The 22,283-nt window shown below is 68.1% G+C and carries 27 protein-coding genes; 15 read left to right on the forward strand and 12 right to left on the reverse strand.

Going from position 1 to position 22,283, the window contains the following annotated elements:
* The first annotated feature begins 62 nt into the window (after positions 1–62).
* On the forward strand, positions 63–1,535 hold the full coding sequence (locus ON41_RS08395) for a flavin-containing monooxygenase (protein WP_040746643.1): 1,473 nt from the start codon (positions 63–65) through the stop codon (positions 1,533–1,535).
* Between the two features lie 7 nt (positions 1,536–1,542).
* On the opposite strand, the gene ON41_RS08400 is transcribed toward ON41_RS08395, so the two are convergent.
* Complete coding sequence (locus tag ON41_RS08400; RefSeq protein ID WP_040746644.1) at positions 1,543–2,145, reverse strand: short chain dehydrogenase; 603 nt, start codon at positions 2,143–2,145, stop codon at positions 1,543–1,545.
* A 115-nt stretch (positions 2,146–2,260) separates the two neighbouring features.
* Between ON41_RS08400 and ON41_RS08405 the strand changes: the two genes are divergently transcribed.
* The 4 genes from ON41_RS08405 (at position 2,261) to ON41_RS08420 (ending at position 4,214) form a co-directional block, all read left to right on the forward strand.
* A complete protein-coding gene (locus tag ON41_RS08405) occupies positions 2,261–2,641 on the forward strand; it encodes a YybH family protein (protein ID WP_040746645.1) in 381 nt (126 codons plus the stop codon).
* A 75-nt stretch (positions 2,642–2,716) separates the two neighbouring features.
* Positions 2,717–3,223 carry a methylated-DNA--[protein]-cysteine S-methyltransferase gene (locus ON41_RS08410; protein WP_040746647.1) on the forward strand — a complete coding sequence of 169 codons (507 nt, stop codon included), beginning with the start codon at positions 2,717–2,719 and terminating at the stop codon, positions 3,221–3,223.
* Positions 3,223–3,945, forward strand: coding sequence for a 2OG-Fe(II) oxygenase (locus ON41_RS08415; RefSeq protein WP_218003387.1), 723 nt, complete (start codon positions 3,223–3,225; stop codon positions 3,943–3,945). Before ON41_RS08410 ends, ON41_RS08415 begins: the two co-directional genes overlap by 1 nt.
* A gap of 5 nt (positions 3,946–3,950) precedes the next feature.
* On the forward strand, positions 3,951–4,214 hold the full coding sequence (locus ON41_RS08420) for an Ada metal-binding domain-containing protein (protein WP_040746651.1): 264 nt from the start codon (positions 3,951–3,953) through the stop codon (positions 4,212–4,214).
* Between the two features lie 82 nt (positions 4,215–4,296).
* Here ON41_RS08420 and ON41_RS08425 read toward each other — a convergent pair whose 3' ends face one another.
* The 4 genes from ON41_RS08425 to ON41_RS40105 all read right to left on the reverse strand — a co-directional run bounded on the left by ON41_RS08425 (position 4,297) and on the right by ON41_RS40105 (position 6,461).
* Positions 4,297–4,668 (reverse strand): ACT domain-containing protein, encoded by a 372-nt coding sequence (locus ON41_RS08425; protein WP_040746653.1) that lies wholly within the window; start codon positions 4,666–4,668, stop codon positions 4,297–4,299.
* Between the two features lie 42 nt (positions 4,669–4,710).
* A complete protein-coding gene (locus ON41_RS08430; protein WP_040746655.1) occupies positions 4,711–5,091 on the reverse strand; it encodes a hypothetical protein in 381 nt (126 codons plus the stop codon).
* 62 nt (positions 5,092–5,153) lie between these two features.
* Complete coding sequence (locus ON41_RS08435) at positions 5,154–6,215, reverse strand: aminotransferase class V-fold PLP-dependent enzyme (protein ID WP_040746657.1); 1,062 nt, start codon at positions 6,213–6,215, stop codon at positions 5,154–5,156.
* Between the two features lie 42 nt (positions 6,216–6,257).
* Complete coding sequence (locus ON41_RS40105) at positions 6,258–6,461, reverse strand: hypothetical protein (protein ID WP_083905218.1); 204 nt, start codon at positions 6,459–6,461, stop codon at positions 6,258–6,260.
* Between the two features lie 26 nt (positions 6,462–6,487).
* Here ON41_RS40105 and ON41_RS08440 point away from each other — a divergent pair, with 26 nt between their 5' ends.
* The 7 genes from ON41_RS08440 to ON41_RS08470 all read left to right on the forward strand — a co-directional run bounded on the left by ON41_RS08440 (position 6,488) and on the right by ON41_RS08470 (position 14,723).
* On the forward strand, positions 6,488–6,985 hold the full coding sequence (locus ON41_RS08440; RefSeq protein WP_040746659.1) for a CGNR zinc finger domain-containing protein: 498 nt from the start codon (positions 6,488–6,490) through the stop codon (positions 6,983–6,985).
* A gap of 251 nt (positions 6,986–7,236) precedes the next feature.
* Positions 7,237–7,737 (forward strand): MarR family winged helix-turn-helix transcriptional regulator, encoded by a 501-nt coding sequence (locus ON41_RS08445; RefSeq protein ID WP_040746661.1) that lies wholly within the window; start codon positions 7,237–7,239, stop codon positions 7,735–7,737.
* A 3-nt stretch (positions 7,738–7,740) separates the two neighbouring features.
* On the forward strand, positions 7,741–10,347 hold the full coding sequence (locus ON41_RS08450; RefSeq protein ID WP_040746663.1) for an MFS transporter: 2,607 nt from the start codon (positions 7,741–7,743) through the stop codon (positions 10,345–10,347).
* Positions 10,344–11,165, forward strand: coding sequence for a YceI family protein (locus ON41_RS08455; RefSeq protein WP_040746664.1), 822 nt, complete (start codon positions 10,344–10,346; stop codon positions 11,163–11,165). Before ON41_RS08450 ends, ON41_RS08455 begins: the two co-directional genes overlap by 4 nt.
* 191 nt (positions 11,166–11,356) lie before the next feature.
* Positions 11,357–12,859 carry an amino acid permease gene (locus tag ON41_RS08460; protein ID WP_040746665.1) on the forward strand — a complete coding sequence of 501 codons (1,503 nt, stop codon included), beginning with the start codon at positions 11,357–11,359 and terminating at the stop codon, positions 12,857–12,859.
* 73 nt (positions 12,860–12,932) lie between these two features.
* The gene (locus ON41_RS08465) at positions 12,933–14,228 is read left to right on the forward strand and encodes an FAD-binding oxidoreductase (RefSeq protein ID WP_083905233.1); all 1,296 of its coding nucleotides are present in this window, start codon (positions 12,933–12,935) and stop codon (positions 14,226–14,228) included.
* Positions 14,229–14,372: 144 nt separating this feature from the next.
* Positions 14,373–14,723: a hypothetical protein gene (locus tag ON41_RS08470; RefSeq protein ID WP_157185404.1), complete on the forward strand. Its 351-nt coding sequence runs from the start codon at positions 14,373–14,375 to the stop codon at positions 14,721–14,723.
* Positions 14,724–14,726: 3 nt separating this feature from the next.
* On the opposite strand, the gene ON41_RS08475 is transcribed toward ON41_RS08470, so the two are convergent.
* Together ON41_RS08475 and ON41_RS08480 are read right to left on the reverse strand one after the other, a co-directional pair.
* Positions 14,727–15,257 (reverse strand): dihydrofolate reductase family protein, encoded by a 531-nt coding sequence (locus ON41_RS08475; protein WP_040746668.1) that lies wholly within the window; start codon positions 15,255–15,257, stop codon positions 14,727–14,729.
* Between the two features lie 3 nt (positions 15,258–15,260).
* Positions 15,261–16,178 (reverse strand): helix-turn-helix domain-containing protein, encoded by a 918-nt coding sequence (locus ON41_RS08480; protein WP_246829474.1) that lies wholly within the window; start codon positions 16,176–16,178, stop codon positions 15,261–15,263.
* A gap of 206 nt (positions 16,179–16,384) precedes the next feature.
* On the opposite strand from ON41_RS08480, the gene ON41_RS08485 reads away from it, so the two are divergent.
* Positions 16,385–17,266 (forward strand): DUF5995 family protein, encoded by an 882-nt coding sequence (locus ON41_RS08485; protein ID WP_040746672.1) that lies wholly within the window; start codon positions 16,385–16,387, stop codon positions 17,264–17,266.
* 11 nt (positions 17,267–17,277) lie between these two features.
* Here the strand turns inward: ON41_RS08485 and ON41_RS08490 are convergent, their stop codons facing one another.
* Both ON41_RS08490 and ON41_RS08495 read right to left on the reverse strand, forming a co-directional pair.
* A complete protein-coding gene (locus tag ON41_RS08490) occupies positions 17,278–17,661 on the reverse strand; it encodes a DUF732 domain-containing protein (protein WP_040746674.1) in 384 nt (127 codons plus the stop codon).
* 280 nt (positions 17,662–17,941) lie between these two features.
* Positions 17,942–18,457 carry a DUF4352 domain-containing protein gene (locus tag ON41_RS08495; RefSeq protein WP_051161110.1) on the reverse strand — a complete coding sequence of 172 codons (516 nt, stop codon included), beginning with the start codon at positions 18,455–18,457 and terminating at the stop codon, positions 17,942–17,944.
* 692 nt (positions 18,458–19,149) lie between these two features.
* Between ON41_RS08495 and ON41_RS08500 the strand changes: the two genes are divergently transcribed.
* Complete coding sequence (locus ON41_RS08500) at positions 19,150–19,353, forward strand: cold-shock protein (RefSeq protein ID WP_040746676.1); 204 nt, start codon at positions 19,150–19,152, stop codon at positions 19,351–19,353.
* A 51-nt stretch (positions 19,354–19,404) separates the two neighbouring features.
* On the opposite strand, the gene ON41_RS08505 is transcribed toward ON41_RS08500, so the two are convergent.
* Both ON41_RS08505 and ON41_RS08510 read right to left on the reverse strand, forming a co-directional pair.
* Complete coding sequence (locus tag ON41_RS08505) at positions 19,405–19,593, reverse strand: DUF397 domain-containing protein (RefSeq protein ID WP_040746678.1); 189 nt, start codon at positions 19,591–19,593, stop codon at positions 19,405–19,407.
* Complete coding sequence (locus ON41_RS08510; RefSeq protein ID WP_246829480.1) at positions 19,583–20,506, reverse strand: helix-turn-helix domain-containing protein; 924 nt, start codon at positions 20,504–20,506, stop codon at positions 19,583–19,585. Before ON41_RS08510 ends, ON41_RS08505 begins: the two co-directional genes overlap by 11 nt.
* A 271-nt stretch (positions 20,507–20,777) precedes the next feature.
* Here ON41_RS08510 and ON41_RS08515 point away from each other — a divergent pair, with 271 nt between their 5' ends.
* Positions 20,778–21,284: a hypothetical protein gene (locus ON41_RS08515; protein WP_157185406.1), complete on the forward strand. Its 507-nt coding sequence runs from the start codon at positions 20,778–20,780 to the stop codon at positions 21,282–21,284.
* A 5-nt stretch (positions 21,285–21,289) separates the two neighbouring features.
* Here the strand turns inward: ON41_RS08515 and ON41_RS08520 are convergent, their stop codons facing one another.
* Positions 21,290–22,207 carry an SDR family oxidoreductase gene (locus tag ON41_RS08520; protein WP_040746683.1) on the reverse strand — a complete coding sequence of 306 codons (918 nt, stop codon included), beginning with the start codon at positions 22,205–22,207 and terminating at the stop codon, positions 21,290–21,292.
* Positions 22,208–22,283 lie beyond the last annotated feature (76 nt).

Here is a 22,283-nt window from a genome sequence, read left to right on the forward strand (position 1 = left end):
AGAATCAAATACTTGTCGCGTAGAGTCAAGAGGCGCGGATCCCGTGCCAGCACACTGGAGGTATGACCGTGGCAGCAGAACATCTCGACGTCGTCGTCGTGGGTGCGGGCCTGTCGGGGATCGGTGCGGCCTATCGGCTGCAGACCGAACACCCGGGCCGCAGCTACGCCATTCTCGAGGCGCGCGAGGCATTGGGCGGAACCTGGGATCTGTTCCGCTACCCCGGGATCCGCTCGGATTCCGACATGTTCACCCTCGGCTACCCGTTCGAGCCCTGGCGCGACCCCAAGTCGATCGCTGACGGTCCGTCGATCCTGCGCTACATCACCGAGACCGCGCGGCAGTACGGCATCGACGAGCGAATTCGCTACGGCACCAAGGTGATCGGCGCCGAATGGTCCAGCGAGGACGCGCGCTGGACGCTCACCCTCGAACAGGGCGGCGAGCGCCGCACCCTCACCTGCGGATTCCTGTACTGCTGCGCCGGCTACTACAACTACGACGAGGGGCACACACCGGAATTCCCCGGGGCCGACTCGTTCGCCGGTCAGCTGGTGTACCCGCAGTTCTGGCCCGAGAATCTCGACTACGCCGGCAAGCGGGTGGTCGTGATCGGTAGTGGCGCGACGGCCGTGACGCTGGTGCCGGCCATGGCCGAGCAGGCCGAACTGGTCACCATGCTGCAACGCTCGCCGACCTGGATCTCACCGGTGCCGGGGCGTGACAAATACGCCGACCGGATCCGCGAGTTGCTGCCGCCCAAGCTGGCGCACCGGGTGATCCGGACCAAGAACATCCTGTTCAACGTGGGCTTCTATCAGTACTGCCGCCGCCGGCCCGAGGCCGCGCGCAAGCTGCTCACCGGGCTGTCGACGCGCATCCTGAAGGACGAGAAGCTGGTCGCCGAGCACTTCACGCCGTCCTACAACCCGTGGGACCAGCGGCTGTGCGCGGTGCCCGACGCCGACTTCTTCAAGGCGATGAAGAAGGGCGCCGCCGAGGTGGTCACCGACCACATCGACAGCTTCGTCCCCGAGGGGATCCGCCTGGCGTCCGGCCGCGTGCTGGAGGCCGACATCGTGGTCTCCGCGACCGGCCTGAAACTGCTCGCGTTCGGCGGCATCTCGCTGACCGTCGACGGCGCGCCGGTGGATCTGTCCGACCAGTTCGTCTGGCAGGGCGCCATGCTCACCGGCGTCCCGAACTTCGCGGTCTGCATCGGCTACACCAACGCCTCCTGGACCCTGCGCGCCGACCTCACCTCGCGCCTGGTCTGTAAAGTGCTGGCGCACATGGACCGTCGCGGCTACCGCGCCGTCGTCCCCCGCCCCGAGGGCCACCTCGACGAGCGCCCTCTCCTCGACCTGGCCTCCGGCTACATCCAGCGCTCCATCGGCGATTTCCCCCGCCAGGGCGACCGCCACCCCTGGCGAGTCCGCCAGAACTACCTCCTCGACTCCGCCACCACCATGCGCACGAACCTCGACAAGACCTTGAAGCCGGTCGACCGCACCCGCGCATTGCAAGAAGTCTGAGCGGGGCTCAGATGGTCAGGACGCCTACTCGGGTCGGGCGGAGGGTTTGGCCTTGCAGGGTGCCCTGGACGGCTTCTACGTAGGCGCGGGCGACGTCGTGGGCGGGGGTGCCGTCGGCGCCGTCTCGGCCCATGGATTCCAGGGTTTCGGTTATCCAGCCGGGGCTTACGGTGTTGATGCGGAGGCCTCGGGGGAGTTCGGTGGCGGCGGCGGTGACGAAGGCCTCGAGGCCGCCGTTGACCAGGGCACCGAAGGTCATGCCGGGCTCGGGGCGGTCGAAGACGCCCGAGGTGAGGGTGATGGAGCCGCCGTCGCGGAGGTGGCGCAGGGCGGTGCGGACCAGGTGGACCTGGCCGAACAGCTTGCCCTGGATGCCGTGGTAGAAGTCGTCGCCGGAGTCCAGCGGGGTGAGCTTTCCGCTGGCGGCGCAACAGATTACGGCGTCCACGTCCGGGACCGTCTCGAACAGGGCGTCGATCGAGGCGGTGTCGTCCATATCGACCCGCACCTCGCTGGTGCGGGACGCACGGACGATCTCGTGCTCGCGCTCCAGCTCCGCGGCGACCTGCGCGCCGATGGTCCCGGTGGCGCCGATAACGATGATCCGCATGAATCTCCTTGCTAGCGGTGTCGATCACAGGGAACCCTGCCGTATCACGGTGGTATTCCGCATCGTTCGTTCCCTCACAGCGAACAGCCGGTTCCCGGCGCGGTAGGTTCCGGATATGGACCGGGCCGCTGTGGAGAACTGGGTGGAAGCGTACGAACGGGCCTGGCGGTCCTGGGGAACCGCCCGCCTGCGGGAGTTGTTCGCCCCCGGCGCGGGATATCTGGTGACGCCGTGGGCGGAGCCGATCATCGGCCTCCCGGCGCTCGCGGAGTTCTGGGAAGCGGATCGCGACGGCCCGGACGAGGCGTTCACCATGCGCTCCGAGGTCGTGGCCGTGGACGGGAACACCGCCGTCGTCCGGGTGGAGGTCGAGTACACCCACGACGATCCGTCGCGGTGGCGCGACCTGTGGGTGCTGCGATTCGACGCCGAGGGCCGCTGCACCTGGTTCGAGGAGTGGCCGTTCGCCCCGCCCAACCCGGACCGACATGTCTGATTTCCGCCGGTATAGCTAGGGGAGTCGGGGCAGATTGGACCGTGGAACACGACGCGACAAGCGAAAGGATTCGCGATGACCGTGTACACGACCATCGACAGCCCGCTCGGTCAACTATTGCTGGTCGGGGAGCCGGCGGGCAATGAGGCGGGCACTGGGGTGGTCCTCACCTCACTCTCCGTGCGCGGCGGCAAAGGCCCCGTGGTGCGGGACGAGTGGACCGAGGACCCGCGGGCCTTCGCCGCGGTGATCGCCCAGCTGCGGGACTACTTCGTCGGCGGCCGGACCGAGTTCGAGATCGAATCCACCGGCGGCGGCAGCGAATTCCAGCGCCGGGTATGGGCGGCCCTGGAGGAGATCCCCTACGGCGCCACCGCCACCTACGGCGAGATCGCGGCCCGGATCGGGGCCTCGCGGGCGGCGGTGCGCGCGGTGGGCACGGCCATCGGGGCCAACCCGCTGCTGATCGTGCGGCCCTGCCACCGGGTGATCGGCGCGGACGGCTCGCTCACCGGATACGCCGGGGGAGTGGAAAGCAAGCAGCGGCTGCTCGAGCTCGAGCGGGCCCGCCGGGTGGCATGATGGCGACCGCAGTGCCGACCGCACCGGCCGCCCGTGTCGCGGAACAGGATTGGGCCGCGCTGGCGGGCGAACTCGACGAGCACGGGCACGCGCTGACCGGCCCGCTGCTCACCGATGCCGAATGCCGTTCGGTCGCGGCCCTGTACGACCGGGCCGAACGGTTCCGCAGCACGATCCACATGGCACGCCACCGGTTCGGCTCGGGCGAGTACCGCTACTTCACCCACGACCTGCCGGACCTGGTCCGCGAGCTGCGGGCGGCCTTCTATCCGAAACTGCTTCCGATAGCGCGTGATTGGGCGAGCAGGCTCGGCCGCCCGGGCTCGTGGCCGGCCGATCTCGACGACTGGATCGCCCAGTGTCACCAGGCGGGCCAGGCCAAGTCGGCGCAGATCCTGCTGCGGTACGGCCCGGGCGACTGGAACGCGCTGCATCGGGATCTGTTCGGCGACATGATATTTCCGCTCCAGGTCGTGATCGGCCTGGATGTGCCGGGTCACGATTACACCGGCGGCGAATTCCTGATGGTCGAGCAGCGTCCGCGCGCCCAGTCCCGCGGTGCGGCGGTGACGCTGCCGCAGGGCCACGGCCTCGTCTTCACCACCCGGGAGCGCCCGGTGCGCGGGGCGCGCGGCTGGTCGGCCGCGCCCATGCGGCACGGCGTGAGCGTTGTCCGGTCCGGACAGCGGCGCACGCTCGGCCTCGTCTTCCACGATGCGTAGCGCCCATGGGCTACACACTCCTCGGCGCGGACGGAAAGCCTTATCGCAGTGAGGTTCCCGGCGCGCTGGGCGGCCACCGTCGTCTGCGTGTCTACGGCCGCCTGAACTGCCCGGCCGCCCTCCGCGCCCTCGCGCGCGGAGGTTACGCCGCCCATCGCGTCTTCTTCGCCGACGAGTCCACCGCCGTCGCGGCGGGCTACCGCCCGTGCGCGGTGTGCCTGCGCGACCAGTACAGCGAGTGGAAGGAGGCGCGACGCCGGTCTCGCTGAGAAACGGCGTCCGGACGCCGTGTGATCGCCCGCGTCGTGCGTGGTGCGGCGTCCGTGGTCGCTGCCGGGCCGCACCGCGCCGTCACTTGGGCACCGCGACATCGTGTCCGGCCGCCCGGAGCGCGTCGGTCGCCTCCTCCTGCTTCGCCTCGGGGACCAGCACCAGGTCGGCGTGGAAGGTGGAGGCGACGAAGACCGGAATCGACGCGTCGGCCAGCGGAACGACCAGCGCGGCCAGCATGCCGGGCTGGTCCAGGCCGTGCGCGCTCGCGCCGGCGTAGAACCCGATCCACACCTCGCCCCGCTCCCACGGCGGCGCCTCGCGGACCATGGTCAGGCCCTCGGGGGCACGCACCAACGCGATCCATTCGTCATCCTCGGGAAATGTCGCGGCGGGCAGATGCTCCACCGCAAACCGCGAGGGAACCACGTGCAGACGCTGAGCCTTGGTCATCCGGCCATGGTATGCAGTGCCGCTCACCGTGCGGGCAGATCCTCAGCGGCGGGCGCGCGGGCGCCGCAGCACCGGGGCGGGGTGCGGCGCGAAGCGCCGGTGCAGGTACTGCAACGCCACCAGTAGGACGACGGCGACGCCCGCCGCCAGGTAGTCGCCGGTCACGACGCCGACCACCGCCAGGCTGCCGAAGATCGGTAGTTCCAGCAGTGAGCACCAGCCCAGCAGGCGCAGCCTGGTGGAGTGCGAATCCAGCCAGGCCAGACCGTCGTCGACGATGTCCTCGGCGGTCGAGTATTCGACCATTCCGTCGCCGACCTGGACGAACCTGTGCACGGCCTGGTCGCGGGTGATCCTGCCGAGCCATGCGTCGTCGATCAGCCGTTTACCTTCGACGGCGACTTCCGTGATGACCGCTTCCATGCTGCGGGTCCCTTTCGAGTCGGTCCCGCAGATTCTATGCGGCCACGCTGGCTAATGTGTCGCTAACTTGCCAATACCGTTAGGGCGCGGTCGATATCGTCGTCGGTGTTGTACAGGTGACAACTCAGCCGCAGCCGCCCGGCGCGCACCGAGCCCACGACGCCGGCCTCCCTCAGCCGCAGCAGCCGCTCCGGCGGGACCTCGATCGAGACGATCGCCGAATCCCCCTGCGGCAGGCCCAATCCGGCCCGCAGTCGATCGGCCAGCGCGAGATCGTGGCGATGGATCGCGTCGATTCCGATACCGGACACCAGTTCCAGCGCCAGCTGCTGGCCGGTCGAGGCCTCCCATACCGGCGACAGATCGAATCTGCTTGCGTCGCTTGCCAGTCGCAGCGGTCCGCCGTAGCAGGTCTCCCACGGGTTGTACCCGGCGTACCAGCCCGCCGCGAGCGGCCGCAGCAGCGCCAGCGCCTCGTCGGTGCCGGCGAGGAACGAGGTGCCCTTCGGCCCGAGCAGCCACTTGAAGCCGACGCTCACCACCCAGTCGGCGCCGAGGTCGCGCACCGGATACCACCCGGCCGCCTGACTGAGATCGAAAAGCACGCGCGCGCCGCAGGTCCGGGCCGCGGCGACCACGGCCGCCGTATCGGCCACCGCGCCGTCCGCCGACTGCACCACCGACACCGCGACCAGATCGTCGCCCGGACGCAGCGCCTCGGCGAGTCCGGTCAAGGGGGCGGTACGCACCCGCAGATCGGGACGGGCCAGAAAGGGCCAGAGCACGGAGGTGAATTCGCCCTCGGGCACCACGACCGACGCACCCGCCGGCAGCGTGGCCGCGATCAGCGACACCAGCTGCGACACCTGCGTACCGACCGCGACCTGGCCGGGCGCGTACCCGGTCAGCTCGCCGAAGTACGCCCGGCAGCGGTCCACGACCTCGTCGAGCGACGGGCTCTCGAACGTGCCGTTCGCGCGCTGGGCTCCGGCGGTCGCGACGGCTTCCGCGACGGAGGTGGGCAGCAGGCCGTAGTTGGCGGTGTTGAGGAAGGTGACCGTCGGGGCGAAGAGGTCCCGGACGGACGCCGGCAGCGGATGCGCCGCCGAGATAGGTGCGGTCATCGCCTCATCATGGGAACGGGACGGATGACGGGCAAGAACCACTCATCGTCTACTGGCCCGAAATCCGGAGGTTTCGATCGGTCCGGCGGCCGCCTCGTTGAATTGACTGGACCCCGCCGACGCCACCACCGCGCCCTCGTCGACGACCAGCCAGCGCCCGCACACGCAGCGCAGATAGTGCACGGATCCGTGTGAGGAGACGAGGGCCGGGGACGGCCAGGAGCAGGAGGGGCATCTCGCGTTCATACGTCTCAGCGTGATGTAATGACCTAGTGCAGTTCAACCCTTACGGCGGCGTGGCCGCGGAACTCGCGGCCGTACTCGTCAACGCCGAGCGTGGCGCCGATCTGGTCCGCCTGCTCGACGAATTCGGCTACCGCCCGATCACCGCGCTGAACGACCGGCAGGACGCCGCCCTGCGCCGCTGGATCCACCGGCTGGACGAGGTGTTCGCCGATCCGACGGTCGATCGGCTCAATGCCCTGCTGGCCGAAACCACAAGCCGCCCATACATTTCCACCCACGACGGCCGCGCGCCGCACCTGCACTACGCGTGGGAGGGCGACCCGATGGACGAGCGGGTGAAGGCCTATACGGCCGCCGGTCTGGCGACGCTGTTCTGCGAGGACCCCACTCGGATCGGCCGTTGCGCGCGGGAAGGCTGCCCGGCCGTCTTCATCGACACCTCACGCAACGGCCGTCGCCGCTTCTGCTCCACCCGCTGTTCCACCAGGGTGCACGTGGCCGAACACCGCAGGCGGACGGCCTGATTCGGGCATATCGGACGGAATAGGAACGCCCCGGTGTGTGTTCCTGCCCACAGGTGGTCGGCGGTGGCCGGGTTCCACTGCTGGGAGTGTCTTGCCGACCTGGTCGGATAGGGTTCCGGAGGCTCCGGCGAGGTGTAGGGGCGGTGCGGATAATCCGCTTGCGGAGGTACCACCTCCGGTATGTATAGTTGGCTTCAGCAACTAGTTGTAAGTGCTAAACAAATGTGTGCGGGGAAAAAGGAAGCCTGATCATGGTCGTCACAGCCTGTGATCCCGGTGCCACAGCAGCCGAGAACGATGTCGCCGACCAGCTCGGCGCGCAGTTGGTCCGGCTCATGCGAGCGGTCGGAAGAACGAAGTCGCAGCTGGCCAAGCACGGCCCGGACGGGCTGGAGCGGCTGGCCTACGCGGTGCTGTTCTGCCTGGTCCACGACGGCCCACAGCGAACCGGGAAGCTCGCCGAAATGCTACACGCCGAGACCTCCACCATCAGCCGGCAGACCAGGAGCCTGGTCGGGCACGGCCTGGTGGAACGCCGGGCCGACCCCGTGGACGGGCGGGCCTGCGTACTGGCGGCCACCTCCGAGGGTGAGCGCGTCTTCGAGGAGAACCGTCGCTTCCGCAACCACTGGCTGGCACAGGTGCTGGCCGACTGGCCCGAGCAGGACCGGGCGACGCTGACCGGACTGGTCGAGCGTCTCGTCACAGGTATCGAAAAGACCACAGCCACAGCCGATTCGAATAGGGCTTGATTGATGACAACTTCGACCACCCAGGCACCGGCGGCGCAGCCGGAACTGGACGCCGGTGCGCGGACGGCACTGTCGCACCGGCAGATCATGACGATTCTGTCGGGTCTGCTGCTGGGCATGTTCCTGGCCGCGCTCGACCAGAACATCGTGAGCGTGGCGATCGTGCGGATCGCCAACAGCCTCAACGGCTTCGACCAGCAGGCGTGGGCGACGACCGCCTACCTGATCACGGCGACCATCAGCACCCCGCTGTACGGCAAGCTGGCCGACATCTACGGCCGCAAGCCGTTCTATCTGATCGCGATCTTCCTGTTCGTGGTCGGCTCGGCGGCCTGTACGTTCGCCACCTCGATGTACATGCTCGCCGGTTTCCGCGCCTTCCAGGGCCTGGGCGCCGGTGGCCTGATGTCGTTGGCGCTCACCATCATCGGTGACATCGTGCCGCCGCGTGAGCGGGCGAAGTACCAGGGCTACTTCATGATGGTGTTCGGCACGTCGACCGTGCTGGGCCCGGTGCTGGGCGGCCTGTTCTCCGACTACGACACGCTGTGGGGCCTGGACGGCTGGCGCTGGGTGTTCCTGGTGAACGTGCCGGTCGGCGTCATCGCCCTCGCGGTCGTCGCCAAGGTGCTCAACGTGCCGCATCAGCGGCAGAAACTCCGCGTCGACTGGTTCGGCGCCGTGGCGCTGTCCATCTGTGTCGTGCCCCTGCTGATCGTGGCCGAACAGGGCCGCAGCTGGGGCTGGGATTCGAGTAAGGCGCTGATCTGCTACGGCATCGGCGCGGTCGGCCTGGTGCTGTTCATCGTCGTCGAGTACCTGATGAAGGACGCCGCGCTGATCCCGTTGCGGCTGTTCAAGAACTCCACCTTCTCGGTGACCATCGTCGGCGGGTTCATCGTGGGTATCGCGATGTTCGGCGCGATCTCGATGGTGCCGCTGTATTTCCAGGTGGTGCGCGGATATTCGCCGACCGAGGCCGGTCTGCTGATGCTGCCGCTGGTGGCGGGCATCATGGTCGGCTCGATGGTCGCCGGTCAGGTCACCAAGCTCACCGGGCGCTACAAGATCCTGCCCGTGATCGGCACGTTCATCATCACGGTCGGCGCGCTGCTCTACGCGCAGGTGCACTACGACAGCGTCCTGTGGCAGCCGCTGGTCTTCGGCGGCATCATCGGCCTGGGCCTGGGCTGCTGTATGCAGACACTGATCATCGCGGCGCAGAACGCCGGCCCGCGCACGGATATGGGTGTGTCGACGGCGTCGGCGACCTTCTTCCGGCAGATCGGCGGCACGCTGGGTGTGGCGGTGTTCCTGACCATCCTGTTCAACCTGCTGCCGCACAAGATCCTCGACGCGTTCGGCGGGCGGCTGCCGGCCGGATTCGACACCGACAAGCTCAGCCAGATGCAGTCCGACACCGCGAGTATCGCGGCGCTGCCCGACCAGGTGCGCGAACCGATCCTGGTGGGCTTCACCAACTCGATGCACGGCGTGTTCTTCGTCGCGGCGGGTGTGGCGTTGCTGGCCTGCGTCGTGCTGATGTTCATGAAGGAGATTCCGTTGCAGGATCCGTCCACGGCCCAGCCGAAGCCCGAACCCGAATCCGTGGATGCCCAGCCGAGCGCGGCGAGCATGTCCGTGCCGGTCGCGGCCGGGCAGTCCCGGGCCGAGGCCGAGTGGGCCGAAGATCAAGTGTGGGAGAACGCCGCGCAGGTGTTCTCCGAGCCGGAGCCGGTGCTCGCCGCGGCGGGCGGTCGCCACTCGGCCACCAACGGCCATGCGGCGCAACGGGTATCGGCGGTCGCGTCGGCCCAGCCGGTCGCCTCGACGGGTGGCCGCGCGATCGGCGGGCGCATCCGCCGCGAGGACGGCAGCCCGGTAGCGGGTGCGGCCCTGACGCTGATCGACCAACGCGGACACCAGGTTTCGCGCGCGACCGGCGACGGCGGCGGCTCGTACACGATCGAACCGCCCACCCCCGGCAGCTATGTGCTGATCGTGTCGGCGACCGGCCACCAGCCCACCGCCGTGAACGTCTCCGTCGGCGGCAGCGGGCAGCGGCTGGATCTGACCCTCCAGGGTTCCGGCGAGCTGTCGGGCATCGTCCGCACGAGCGGGCGCGGCGAACCGATCTCCGGTGCGACGGTCACGGTGACCGATCTGCGCGGTGAGGTGGTCGGCGCGGCCGTCACCGCCGGCGACGGCGCCTACCTGTGCCACGGCGTGGTGGCGGGGACCTACACCCTGGTGGCGGTCGCCGAGCACATGCGGCCCACCGCGACCACGCTGACGATCCCGGACAGCGGCAAGCTGCGGTTCGACGTCGACCTGTCGGCGATGGCGATGCTGTCCGGAGCGGTCCGCGCCGACGGCCGGCCGGTGCACGACGCCCAGATCACCGTGCTCGACGCGAGCGGTGCGACCGTCGGCACCGCCCGCACCGACGAGGACGGACGCTACGCGGTGACCGATCTGCCCGAGGGCGACTACACCGTCGTCGCCCGCGGCTATCCGCCGGTGACCGGCCGGGTGACCGTATCGGGCGGCGAACTCGACCACGACGTCCGGCTCGGCTACGACGTCGACGAGCACGTGGAGCTGTCATGAGTGGACTGACCGCGCAGATTCGCACTGTCGACGGCTGGCCCGTGGCGGGTGCGGTCCTGACCGTCACCAGCCTCGAGGGGCGTCAGCTGGCCCGGGCGGTGGCCGATGAGACGGGGGCGGCCGCCACCGACCCCCTGCCCGCCGGCATGCACACCGCGGTGGTCACCGCGCCCGGCCACAAGCCGGTCGCGCAGATCGCACGGGTGTCGTCGGCGGGCAGCGGGACGCTCGGCGACATCCGGCTGGATCCGGAGACGGATTCGGTGGAGACGCCGCCGGCCGGTCCCTGGACCATCGATCCGGTGCACTCGTCGGTCGTGGTCACCGCGCGCCACCTCGGCATCGCGAGTATCAAGGCCCGCTTCGCCGATGTCGGCGGGCGGCTGGACGTGGCCGAGAACTTCGAGCGCACAACGGGTTACGCCGAGATCAAGGCCGCCAGTATCGATACCGGCATCGGCATGCGCGACGACCATCTGCGCTCGGCGGAGTTCCTGGACGTCGAGGTGTACCCGGTGATCGGATTCCACAGCACCGGCCTGCGGCGCACCGGCGCCGACAGCTGGGTCATGACGGGCGAGCTGGACCTGCACGGTCAGCGCCGCCCGGTCGACCTGAACCTCACCTACGGCGGGTACGGGCCGGATCCGTGGGGCGGCGTCCGCGCCGCGTTCCACGCCGAAACCCTGTTGCGCCGTGACGATTTCGCCATCGACTACAACGCCGTGGTGCGGGCGGGCGTCGCGGCGGTCGGTACCACCGTGAAGATCGATCTCGATATGGAGCTGGTGCAGGGGGACCGCCTGCCGGAGATGTAGGTTCTGGGCCACCACGGCTCTCACCCGAGGCACGGTCTTCTCCGTTGCCCACGACGCGCGGCCGCGTCCCTCACCGAGGGGCGCGGCCGTTGTCGTATCCGCGCAGGTGGGGAGATCTACCTATTGAACGTGCCATTGTTTGTAGGTACATTGAACGACGATATATAGAAGCGCTGCGGGGAGGACTCACTATGGCGACGGATCCTCCGGCGGACTCGCTGGCCGCCGAGGACGCGGGGTACCACAAGGAATTGCGGCCGCGTCAGCTCCAGATGATCGCCATCGGCGGGGCCATCGGCACCGGGCTGTTCCTCGGCTCGGCCGGTCGGCTGCACACCGCCGGGCCGGGGTTGTTCCTGGTCTACGGCGTGTGCGGCGTCTTCGTCTTCTTCATCCTGCGGGCCCTCGGCGAGCTGGTGCTGCATCGTCCGTCGTCCGGGTCGTTCGTGTCCTACGCACGCGAGTTCTACGGGGAGAAGCTGGCATTCGGCGTCGGCTGGATGTACTTCTTCCACTGGTGCATGAGCGGGATCGTGGATATCACGGCGATCGCCACCTATGTGCACTACTGGGGTGCGTTCCACGCGATACCGCAGTGGACGATCGCGCTGATCGCCCTCGTGATCGTGGTGTCGATCAATCTGGTGTCGGTGAAGTGGTTCGGCGAGTTGGAGTTCTGGGCGGCCTTGATCAAGGTCGCGGCGCTGGTCACCTTCCTCGTCGTCGGCACGGTCTTCCTCGCGGGCCGGTTCACGCTGGACGGGCAGACGACCGGCCCGGGCGTGATCGGCGACCACGGCGGGCTGTTCCCGACCGGCCTGCTGCCGCTGGTGACCGTCACCACGGGCGTCGTATTCGCTTATTCCGCAGTGGAATTGGTCGGCACGGCGGCGGGGGAGACCGATGATCCGGCGAAGGTCATGCCGCGTGCGATCAACTCCGTCATCGCCCGGATCGCGGTGTTCTATGTGGGCTCGCTGGTGATTCTCGGACTGCTGCTGCCGTACACGGCATTCACACCGGGGGTCAGCCCGTTCGTCACCTTCTTCTCGAAACTCGGTGTCGGCGGGGCGGATTCGGTGATGAACCTGGTCGTCCTGACCGCCGCGTTCTCCAGTCTCAACGCCGGGCTGTATTCCACCGGCCGGATCCTGCGGTCGATGTCGATGAACGGCAGCGCACCGGCACTGGCCGCGCGCATGTCCGGGGGCGGCGTGCCCTACGTGGGCATTCTCGCGACCGGCGCGATCGCGCTGATCGGTGTCGGGTTGAACGCCGTGGTGCCGGACAAGGCGTACGAGATCGTGCTGAACATGTCGGCGATCGGCGTGCTGTCGGCGTGGGCGGCCATCGTGCTCTGCCAGCTACGCTTGTGGCAGCGGTGGCGGCAGGGCCTGCTCGAACGCCCGGCGTTCCGCCTGTTCGGCGCGCCGTACACGAGCATCGCCACGCTGATCTTCCTCGCCGTCGTCGTCGGGCTCATGGCGTTCAGCGACGACGAGGTGCAGCGGGGCGCGGTGATCGCCGCCGCGGTGATCATGATTCCGGTGCTGGTCGGCGGCTGGTTCGTGACGCGCGGGCGGGTCCTGCGGATCGCGGCGGAGCGGGCGGGTATCACGGGTCAGTATCCGGTGCTCGCCGAGCGGCCGCCGCGGGGCGACACCGGCGGTCGCGATCCATCCGGGAAGGAGTAGGGCAGTGGCCTCGAACATTCTCGACGAACTGACCGAAATCGTCGGTGCGGCACACGTTCTCACCGATCCCGGCATGACGGCGCACTACGTCACCGACTGGACCGGACGGTGGCACGGGACGACAACGGCTGTGGTCCGGCCCGCCGACACCCGCGAGGTGGCGCGGGTGATGCGGGTGTGCGGCCGGGCCGGGATCGCGGTGGTCCCGCAGGGCGGCAACACCGGGCTCGTGGGCGGCTCGATCCCGATGGACGGCGAGATCGTGCTGAGCCTGGCGCGCCTGGACACCGTCGACGGCGTGGACCCGATCGGCCACACCCTCGCCGCCGGGGCCGGCGTCACCGTGGCCCGCGCCCAGGCGGCCGCGCGGGAGGCGGGCCTCGCCTTCGGCATCGACCTGGCCTCGCGGGATTCGGCGACCCTCGGCGGGATCGTGGCGACGAACGCGGGCGGCGTGCGGATGATCAAATACGGCGATACCCGGGCCCAGCTGCTCGGCATCGAGGCCGTGCTGTCCGACGGCCGCGTGCTCACCCGCTGGAAGACCTTCCGCAAGGACAATGTCGGCTACCACCTGCCGAGTCTGCTGGCCGGATCGGAGGGGACGCTCGGCGTCGTCACCAAGGTCCTGATGAAACTGCATGTGCCGCCGTCGCAGACGCGGTGCGCCCTCGTCGGCATCCGGACGGTCGGCGCGGCGCCGGCGGTGGTCGACGCGCTGCGCCGCACGGGCCTGACCATCGAGGCCGCGGAGCTGATGACCGCGGCCGGGGTGGACCTGGTGCGCCGGCACCGCGCGCTGCGTCCGCCGCTGAATGCCGCCACGCCGTACTTCCTGCTGGTCGAGGTGTCCGGACCGCCGGATACGGAATCGCTGCTGCTCGCCACGCTGGACGCGGCGAGCGATCTCGTGGTGGACGCCACGGTCGAGCGCGGCGACCGACTGTGGAGCTACCGCGAGGGGCATACCGAGGCGATCAACGCCGTCTCGACGACGCCGCCGGTCAAGCTGGACATCACCACGCCCCTGGCCGGGGTCGAGACCTTCGTCGGCGCGCTCACCCGCACCGTCGAGGCGGAGTTTCCCGCCGCGCGGCTGATCTGCTTCGGCCATATCGCGGACGGCAATGTGCACGTCAACCTGCTGGATGTCGATCCCGGGCAGGTGCGGAAGATCACCGGCCGGGTCTTCGAACTGGTCGCGGAGCACGACGGGAGTATCAGCGCCGAACACGGCGTCGGCCGATCGAAGGCGTCGTGGATCCACCTGGCCCGGTCGGAGGTCGATATCGAGGTGATGAAGGCGATCCGCAACGGCGTCGACCCGTTGCTGATCTTGAATCCGCACATCCTGCCGGCGGTGCGGTAGCCGCTCCCACCAGTGGGAATGCGGCCGTGGCGGGTGCGAGCAACAATTGGGACAACCGGTGCCGGCACCCGGTTCAACCACCCTCGACAGCAACGTTGCGCGAGTGCACCAGTTCGTCGTGATGAGTGAGGAGGTGGGGCGGACATGATCGATTGGCCCGTCTTCGTAGTAATAGCCGCCGCCGTGGTCTCGGTGACCATGGTGATGGTGGGTGTCGCGCACCTGCGCACGACTCGCCGCCCGGTCGCGGTGCCGGCCAACGGAATTCGGTGTCCGGACGCCGAGCGGAACGATGCCGCGGGACGGCGTCCGGACGCCTGGCTCTCGGACTGGACGCACGCCGCGCCGCAGCGCGAGTTCACGGTCACCCAGGCACACGCCACCATGCAGCAGCACCGGACCTGCGGCATCGACAACTGCGCGCGCAAGGCCGCGGCCTTCGCGACGCTGGTGGAGCAGGGCCGGATGAAACCCGACTCCTCCCGGCGCGTGTGAGGATCAGACCACTGTGTAACGGGCGCAGGCGAATTCGCCGTTCTGCGCCAGTTCGGTGAGCTTCAGTTCGACGTGGCGGGGGAGCAGCGGCGCACCGGCGCCGATGGTGACCGGGGCGATGGAGACGCACACCTCGTTCAGCAGGCCGTGATCGGCGAACTGGCCCGCCAGGTCGCCGCCACCGACCACCCAGATGCGCTTGTCCCCGGCCGCCTCCGCCATCTCCTTGTACACGGCGGGCACCGGGTCCTGGGTGAAGCGGACGTCGGCGCCGTCGGTGCGGGGCGGGAAGGTGCGGTGGGTGAAGACCCAGGCCGGCACCTCGTAGGGCCAGGGCTCCTCGGGGTGATTGTCCAGCAGCCACCGGTAGGTATTGGCGCCTATGGCGATTGCCCCGATCTCCTTGATGAACCCGACGTACCCCATAGGGCCGTCGCCGTCGTTGTCGCGGGTCAGCAGCCAGTCCAGGGAATGGTCCGCGGTGGCGATGAAACCGTCGAGGGTGGTCGCGGTGTAGTAGGTCGTGAAGGTCAAGGGTCAGCCTCTCTGTCGTAGCCACATGATCGGGTCGCCGTGGTCTATTTCCGTTGTGCCGTCGGGGAATTCGGCGCGCAGCCAGTGCCGTATCAGCTGCCTGCGGTGCGCGGAGAAGGTCAGGACGTGGGCGACGACGCTGCCGAGGACGAAACTCTCCGGCGGTTCGCACAGCGCGTCGATCAAGGTGTCGCCCCAGCCGCCGCGCCGATCGATGGCGCGGATCGTGTCGAGCCAGCGCGGCGCCACGTCCTCCAGGCGGCGGGCGATCTCCGGCAGGTCGTCGGATCCGCGCTCCGGGGTGTCCGCGCCGTCGATCGACGCCAGCCAGATCTCCTTGGTCCAGACGAGGTGGTCCAGGGCCGTCGCGATCGAGTCGTCGGGGCCGTCCCAGTCGAGGACGGCGTGTGCGCCCCGGCCGCGCCGGTACTGCTCATCGCCGAGGCCCTCCGCCAGCCGTAACAGCGCGCGGGTGTCGTCGAGATCGTGATGGATCAGCAGTGAGGTCGGATCCATGTCGTGTCTGCCTTTCGGTTCGCTCTCCACCCACAGCGCCATCGGCGGATGGAAGTGGATGCCGTTCGCCGCCGGTAGCCAGTGCTGCCTCGCCGTGGTCGGCGTCGCGCTCGGCGGATGCCCGTACGCCCTGCTGAACGCCCGGCTGAACCCCTCCACCGAGTCGTATCCCGCCGCGAACGCCACCTCGGTCACGGACGACCCGGTGCTCAGCTCCCACGCCGCCCGCTCCAGCAGCACCCGCCGCCGCAGCGCGACCGGCGACTCCCCGGTCCCGCGCGAGAACTGCCGCGCGAAGTGATACGGCGAAACGAATGCCCCCTCCGCCATCGCCCCCAGCGTCGCATTCCCCTCGTCGAGCACCGCATCCAGCAGCTCCCGCACCCGATCCCGTCCGTTGGTCACGGGTATCAGTCTGGTACGCGCAGGTCGTCCGCCGCTTGACCGATCTTGCGCATTTGGCGACGTGTCGGGCCACGCCTCGTCTCCTCATTTTCCGGCACGCTTTTGGCCGGAATCCCTCTGCCCCTGACCACCCCGTCCATAGGGGTTACCCAACCCCCACCCACTCCACCCGGCACGAATCCACCCCCGGCCCTAGGCTCCCTCCCATGACGGCGGCCCGAACCCTGGCAATCGGCGCGGTATGCGCGGCACTCGGGCTGGGCGTGGCCCCGGCATCCCACGCCGAGGTCCCCACCACCGTCTGCGGTTCCCCACTGTCCGACTCCGAGATATCCACCATCGCCGACCTCTCCGACACCACCCACCTCTCCGGAAATCCCTTGCAGCGCTTGGAGACCGGCGTAGACGACCTGCACCGGATCACGGAAATCCTGGTGGCGCACCAGGATCGGCGCGGCCTGTTCGCCCTCGGTTTGGACATCGCCGAGCAACAGGCCGTCATGCCGCTACAGCGCGACCCGGCGGCCTTCGACTCCCCGGACTACGCCCACGCGATCAGCCTGGAGTTGCTCCGCCGCTACCTCGACAACCTGCACGCCGAATTCACCGGCGGCACGGTGGAACCGCACTGGGCCGAGTACTACGCCCTGGCCCGGCGATGCGAGGTATCGGGCGCGCAGGTCGCCATGGTCGGCTACAACGCGCACATCACGGTGGATCTGGCGTATTCGGTTGCGGCGGTGGGGACTCGGCCGTCGAATGCGGCGGACTACTTCATGATCGTGGACGCCATCGCCTCGTCCGGGCCCGCTCTCGTGGACCGGACCAAGGCGGCATACGGCGTCGACCTCGGCCCGCTGTGGCGGCTCTACTTCTTCGGCGAGGGGCTGGATCTGCTTGCGGGACAGGGAGTCGCGACGGGGGCGCTGCTGCGGCTCGCGGACGGGGGCTACAACGTGATCGTCTTCGGGAACGGTATGGCGCTGCAAGACCCCGCGCTCCACGACGCGACGGCCGCGGAGATCCGGCAGCTGTTCGACACCGCGAACGTGGCGTTCGAGGTGCTGGCGGCGCTGCGCGGGCTATGAGATCAAGGTTCCTACTTGAACGACACGCTGGGTCGTTGCAGCTGAGCCCAAGGACAGTAGGAGTCCACGGCTGCGGCGAGGAACGTGTACGGATAGTCGACCGACCCCCGCAAACTCTCGGCCAGCATGACCTGGTTGGACCCCGAGTTCCCGTTGGCCTCCAGCCACCCGCACTCCGCGTGGGCCAACTGGATCCCCGCGTCCTGGCGGACCGGATCGGCATCGTCGAGGTGACTCTGCCGTAAGAACTGACGATCGACGGGGTTGCGCTCGGGGGTGACCCCTCGGCTGGCAGACGTGGGATCCGGCGAGGCGCCCGCGAGCGCACCGCCGGCAAGACATATGACCGCGCCCGCGGCAACAGCTGCCGAGACACGAAAAACCCTGTTGTGCATGATATTCCGGTGTGTCCTGATCTACTATGCCGAGCCAGCACCCGAGCAGCACCGATCCTCCATCCTCGGCACCACCACCACCGGCCCCCGTTAAGTGGTCGATCCTATTGCCGAACAGCAGGCGCCAGCAACGCCTCCCACCACCCGACGCCTCCCACATCTACCATTCTCCACCCCCGTTAGCCATGCGGATGCGGGATCGGGAACCCGGTGACCTTGGGTCGCGGGGGTGGTGACGGCCGGCGCGAAACCGATGGCGTTGGACCCTTGCGGACGACCGCTACTGCCCGATCGCCACGCGGACACCCCCGGAGAACGCCGAATCGTGAAACTCGACGGCAGCCGGGACCGTCCCCGGAGGCACGTCGTAGGCGAGAACCACGGATATCTTGTTGCCGGGATTGACGTCCGTGACGAGCCCCTTGTTCAGGTTCAGCTCGGCCGCGCTGTCGTTCGTATAGACGCGGCCCTGAGCGTCGACCAGCTTCTGATTGTCCCTGAAGTAGGTCTGCGGCTTATCCCCGGTGTTGGAGACATCGACGTGCACGAGCACGTACTCACCCTGGGCGTCCTTCTTCAGGTACTCGTTGTCCCCGACGGACTCGACGGGCCCCTCCACTCCGGTGACGACGAACCCGAACTTTCCGTCCCGCACCTCCGACCCGGCGGGCTGCACACTGGTCCGTGCCGCCTCCTGCTTGGAGGCCTCGTGCACAGCCCCGCCGAACAGCGCGGCACATCCGCCGAACAACAGCACGAAGAATGCGAGAATTCCGCCGAGAACCCACGGCCACATCCGGCGCTTCTTCGTCGGTGGCTGTGGCGGATATCCGCCGTATGCCGGTGAGCCGTATTGTGCGGGTGGGACATTCCGAGGTGGCATGTTCGTCATCGAAACCACCCCTCCTTATTGTCGATCCGATGGTTGGGCTACGCCCTGTCACTCCCCGAATAGACAGGGCGAACATCCAGCAGATCGCCCATCCTGCGCCGGTGGTTACTCCCCGATTGCCGTGTCGGACGATATGGTGACCTTCGGGTCAAGAATCGGGGACTCACCCCCGTCTGCCCGTTGACCTTGGACCCTTGTCCCGCTCGATATCCGTGGTGGGCGGAGCGGGGTCGTTCGGTTCCGGGGTGGCCGGCGCGTCGGCGCTGCTGAACACCGGTTGGTTCGCTGTGGCGTCGCCAGGAGTGGGGGTGGTGGTGACGGATGCCTCGCTGTGACTGAACAGGCTAGGAGGCTGCGGATACTGCTCGTCCATGCCCGGATCATGCTCCGACGTGCGGGTAATAGCGAATCGACGCTGGAGTTCGGGGCCCGCACGAGTGGGTACTCACCGGTAGCTTCGCGGACGGCACTAGGGGGGTCGGTGTGGGCTCGGGCACGCTTTTGGGAGAAAGTTCCAGATTGTGGCATGATTGCAGGCGGGCACGGGTTGTTGAACAGATGAACTCCCGGCTCGCTACAGGAAGAAAAAATAAGTAATGACGCAAGGCACCGTGAAGTGGTTTAACGGCGAAAAGGGCTTCGGATTCATCGCGCAAGACGGTGGCGGCCCCGACGTGTTCGTCCACTACTCCGAGATTTCCGGCTCCGGCTTCAAGTCCCTCGACGAGGGTCAGCGCGTGGAGTTCGAGGTCGGTCAGGGCCAGAAGGGCCCCCAGGCCCAGCAGGTCCGCGCTATCTGATTCAGGTAGCCACAGTAGGAAACCCGCGCCATGGCGCGGGTTTCTTTGTTTCTACAGGTCCACGCCGGCGAGGAACGCGTCCCACTCACCGGGCGTGAAGACCAGGGCCGGGCCGTCAGGGTTCTTGGAGTCACGTACCCCCACCCGACCACCGTCGAGGAATGCAACCTCCACACACTGACCGTTGGATGCGCTGCGGCTGCTCTTGAACCAGCGTGCTGTGGACAGATCAACGGTCACCGTACTTCTCCTTCGCCACCTGCCGAAGCAGGTCTCGCGTGTACTTCTCGTCCAGCGCTGTTCGCCGAATATCGTCGGCCATCTCAGTGTATCGCTGGACCAGTTCCGGCTTGTCCATGTAGAGGTCGCTGCTCATGCCACCGTCGAGGTAGACCACCGGCGGCTCAACAGGGTTGCCCTTGCCGTCCGTGCCGAAGTCGAGGATCACGAACGAGCCGTGCAGGATTCCGCGAGTGAATCCCGCGGAGTGGGGATGGATCCGCAGACTGACATTGTCGCGCTTGCCGACCTCGGCGAGCTGGCCGAGTTGCGTGCGCATCACACGAGCGTCGCCGACCACACGATGCAAGGCGGACTCGTCGAGCAGAATCCCCAGATTCACCGGCCGAGCTTTGCGAGTGACGATCACCTGGCGGCGGAGGCGGATCTGCACACGACGTTCGATCTCCTCGTCGGTTCCGTCGTGCAGAAACGCGCCGATCAGCGCGCGAGCATAGTCGGCGGTTTGTAGCAAACCGGGCACCTGCACTTCATAGGACGTGAGGCATCGCGCCGATCGCTCCATGCCGACGTACATGTTGAACGCATCCGAGAACATCCCACCGAGCGCCGTGACCCCGTCTTCACCGTTGGCAGCGGCGGCTCGTGCGGCGAGGTCGACCGCCTGTGCTGTCTCCTCGGCGTCGACCTCGTAGACCATGCACAGCTCCCGCACGTCCTGCTTCCGCGGGTTGACCGTGCGCCCGGATTCCAAGCGCTGCAACGCGTTATAGCTGAGCTGCACCTCCTTGGCCGCCTCCTGGATGGTCAGACCTTGCCGCTCTCGTTTGTCGCGGAGAAACCGGCCGAGCTGACGTCGCAGCAGAGTGGGCGATACATCGTGGGGCATCTGCGTTCCTCCTCGACTGAACACGCTCGACAACGGGTTTTGCCCACGTTTCGCCGCAGATCCGCACATGGTCCTGGGCTTTTGGGCAAGTTGGTCTGAACATTCGTTTCGGCATAGTCCGGACAGCGCCGCAGTGATGTGCTGGCTGTGCGCCCGACAGGAATCGGCAAAATCCACCCCCGCAGCTCGGCTTCGTACCCCCGCCGATTTCACGTACCGAAACTACCTGCGGCACAGAATAAATGACCGCCGCGTCCGGGCGCACCCAGACACGCACACGACACGAGGTGGTTTTATGGCCGGAATTCAACAGTCCGATGTCGAGCGGCGAGTCGACATGCCGTTCACCTACTGCCGAATCGACCCCGGACCCGTCCCTAAGCGCTTCGGCCGGCTGCTGGTGCGGATCCACGCAGACTGTGATGAGATGCTGTGCCGCCCGAAACTCCGTGGAGTCCAGTCTGTTTCACCAGGTCCCGGACCGGACGCGCCCCTGATCTGCCGCGTCGCGGACGATCGCATCGTCGCCATCGTCTCCCGCTACGCCGATGCCGAGGCGGCGCTGAAGGCGGCGCAAGCGGCATTCTGCGATGGGTATCCCGAGGCGACCAAGGTAATGCTCACTGCGGCAAACGAATTCGCGTCGGCCCGGCACCAACGCGACTCGCAGTTCCTCCACTCTCTCCCTGGGGACGGCACCATCCCCGTCGCCACGATCACCAAGTTCGGTCTCTCGTATACGGAAGTCCATCGGCTGCTCGGCGGCCTCGGTCCGGCCAATGGGCGGTGGGTTGGAATGTGAGCGGGTCAGGCGACGGAGGCTGGGAGGGAGACTCCGGTGAGGCGTTCGGCTTCGGCCCACAGGCGGGTGTTCACGTCGCGGTTGCGGGCTCGGCGGGTGGGGCGGGCCGGGGCGGCGGGGCCGACCAGGTTGTATTTCGGGCCGTAGTAGGCGCCCTGGGTTGCTTCCGGGCTCGCGGCCGCGAACAGGAGGGGTTCGGCGCCTCGCTCGACGCCCTGTGAGGGCAGTAGCGGGAGTGTGGTCAGGCGGTTGAAGAGGGAGGGGCGGCCGCCGAGGCTGGCGCCGGCCGTCTGGAGGTTGGTGCGGGTGAAGCCGGGGTGTGCGCCGGTGGACAGGAGCGGCCAGTCGCGTTCCGTCGCGATCTCGGCCAGGCGCAGGGTCAGGATGAGGTCGGCCAATTTGGACTGGGCGTAGGCGGCCAGCGGGCCGTAGCCGTGCTCGAATTGCATGTCGTCGAAGCGGATTCGGCCGCCGTCGGCCACTCCGCTGCTCATCGTGGTCACTCGTGGCGCCGGGGCCTCGAGCAGGAGCGGCAGCAGGCGCAGCGTCAGGGCGAACGGGCCGAGGAAGTTGCTACCCATCTGCAACTCGAAGCCGTCGGATGTGGTGAGGCGCTGCGGCGGGGTCATCACGCCCGCGTTGTTGATCAGGACGTCGAGTGGACGGCCGTCGGCGATCAGGCCCGCCGCGAACTCCTCGACCGATGACAGATCGGCCAGGTCGATCCGGCGGACCTGGAGGGACGCGTCCGGGACGGCCGCCAGGATCTCGTCGCGTGCCGCTTCGCCCTTGGCGGGGGTGCGGACGGCCATGACCACGTCGGCGCCGGCCGCGGCGAGGCGCTTGGCCGCCTCCTTCCCCGTTCCGCTGTTCGCGCCGGTGATCACGATGTATTTCCCCTGCTGATCGGGCACCTGGTACATGGAAGCTCCTTAAAGACTGGTGGTCTGTTACACCGTCGACGCTAACAGACTGCTGGTCTCTTAACAAGAGACCGCT

This window comes from Nocardia transvalensis NBRC 15921 (assembly GCF_000308875.1).
Classification (GTDB): Bacteria; Actinomycetota; Actinomycetes; order Mycobacteriales; family Mycobacteriaceae; genus Nocardia; species Nocardia transvalensis.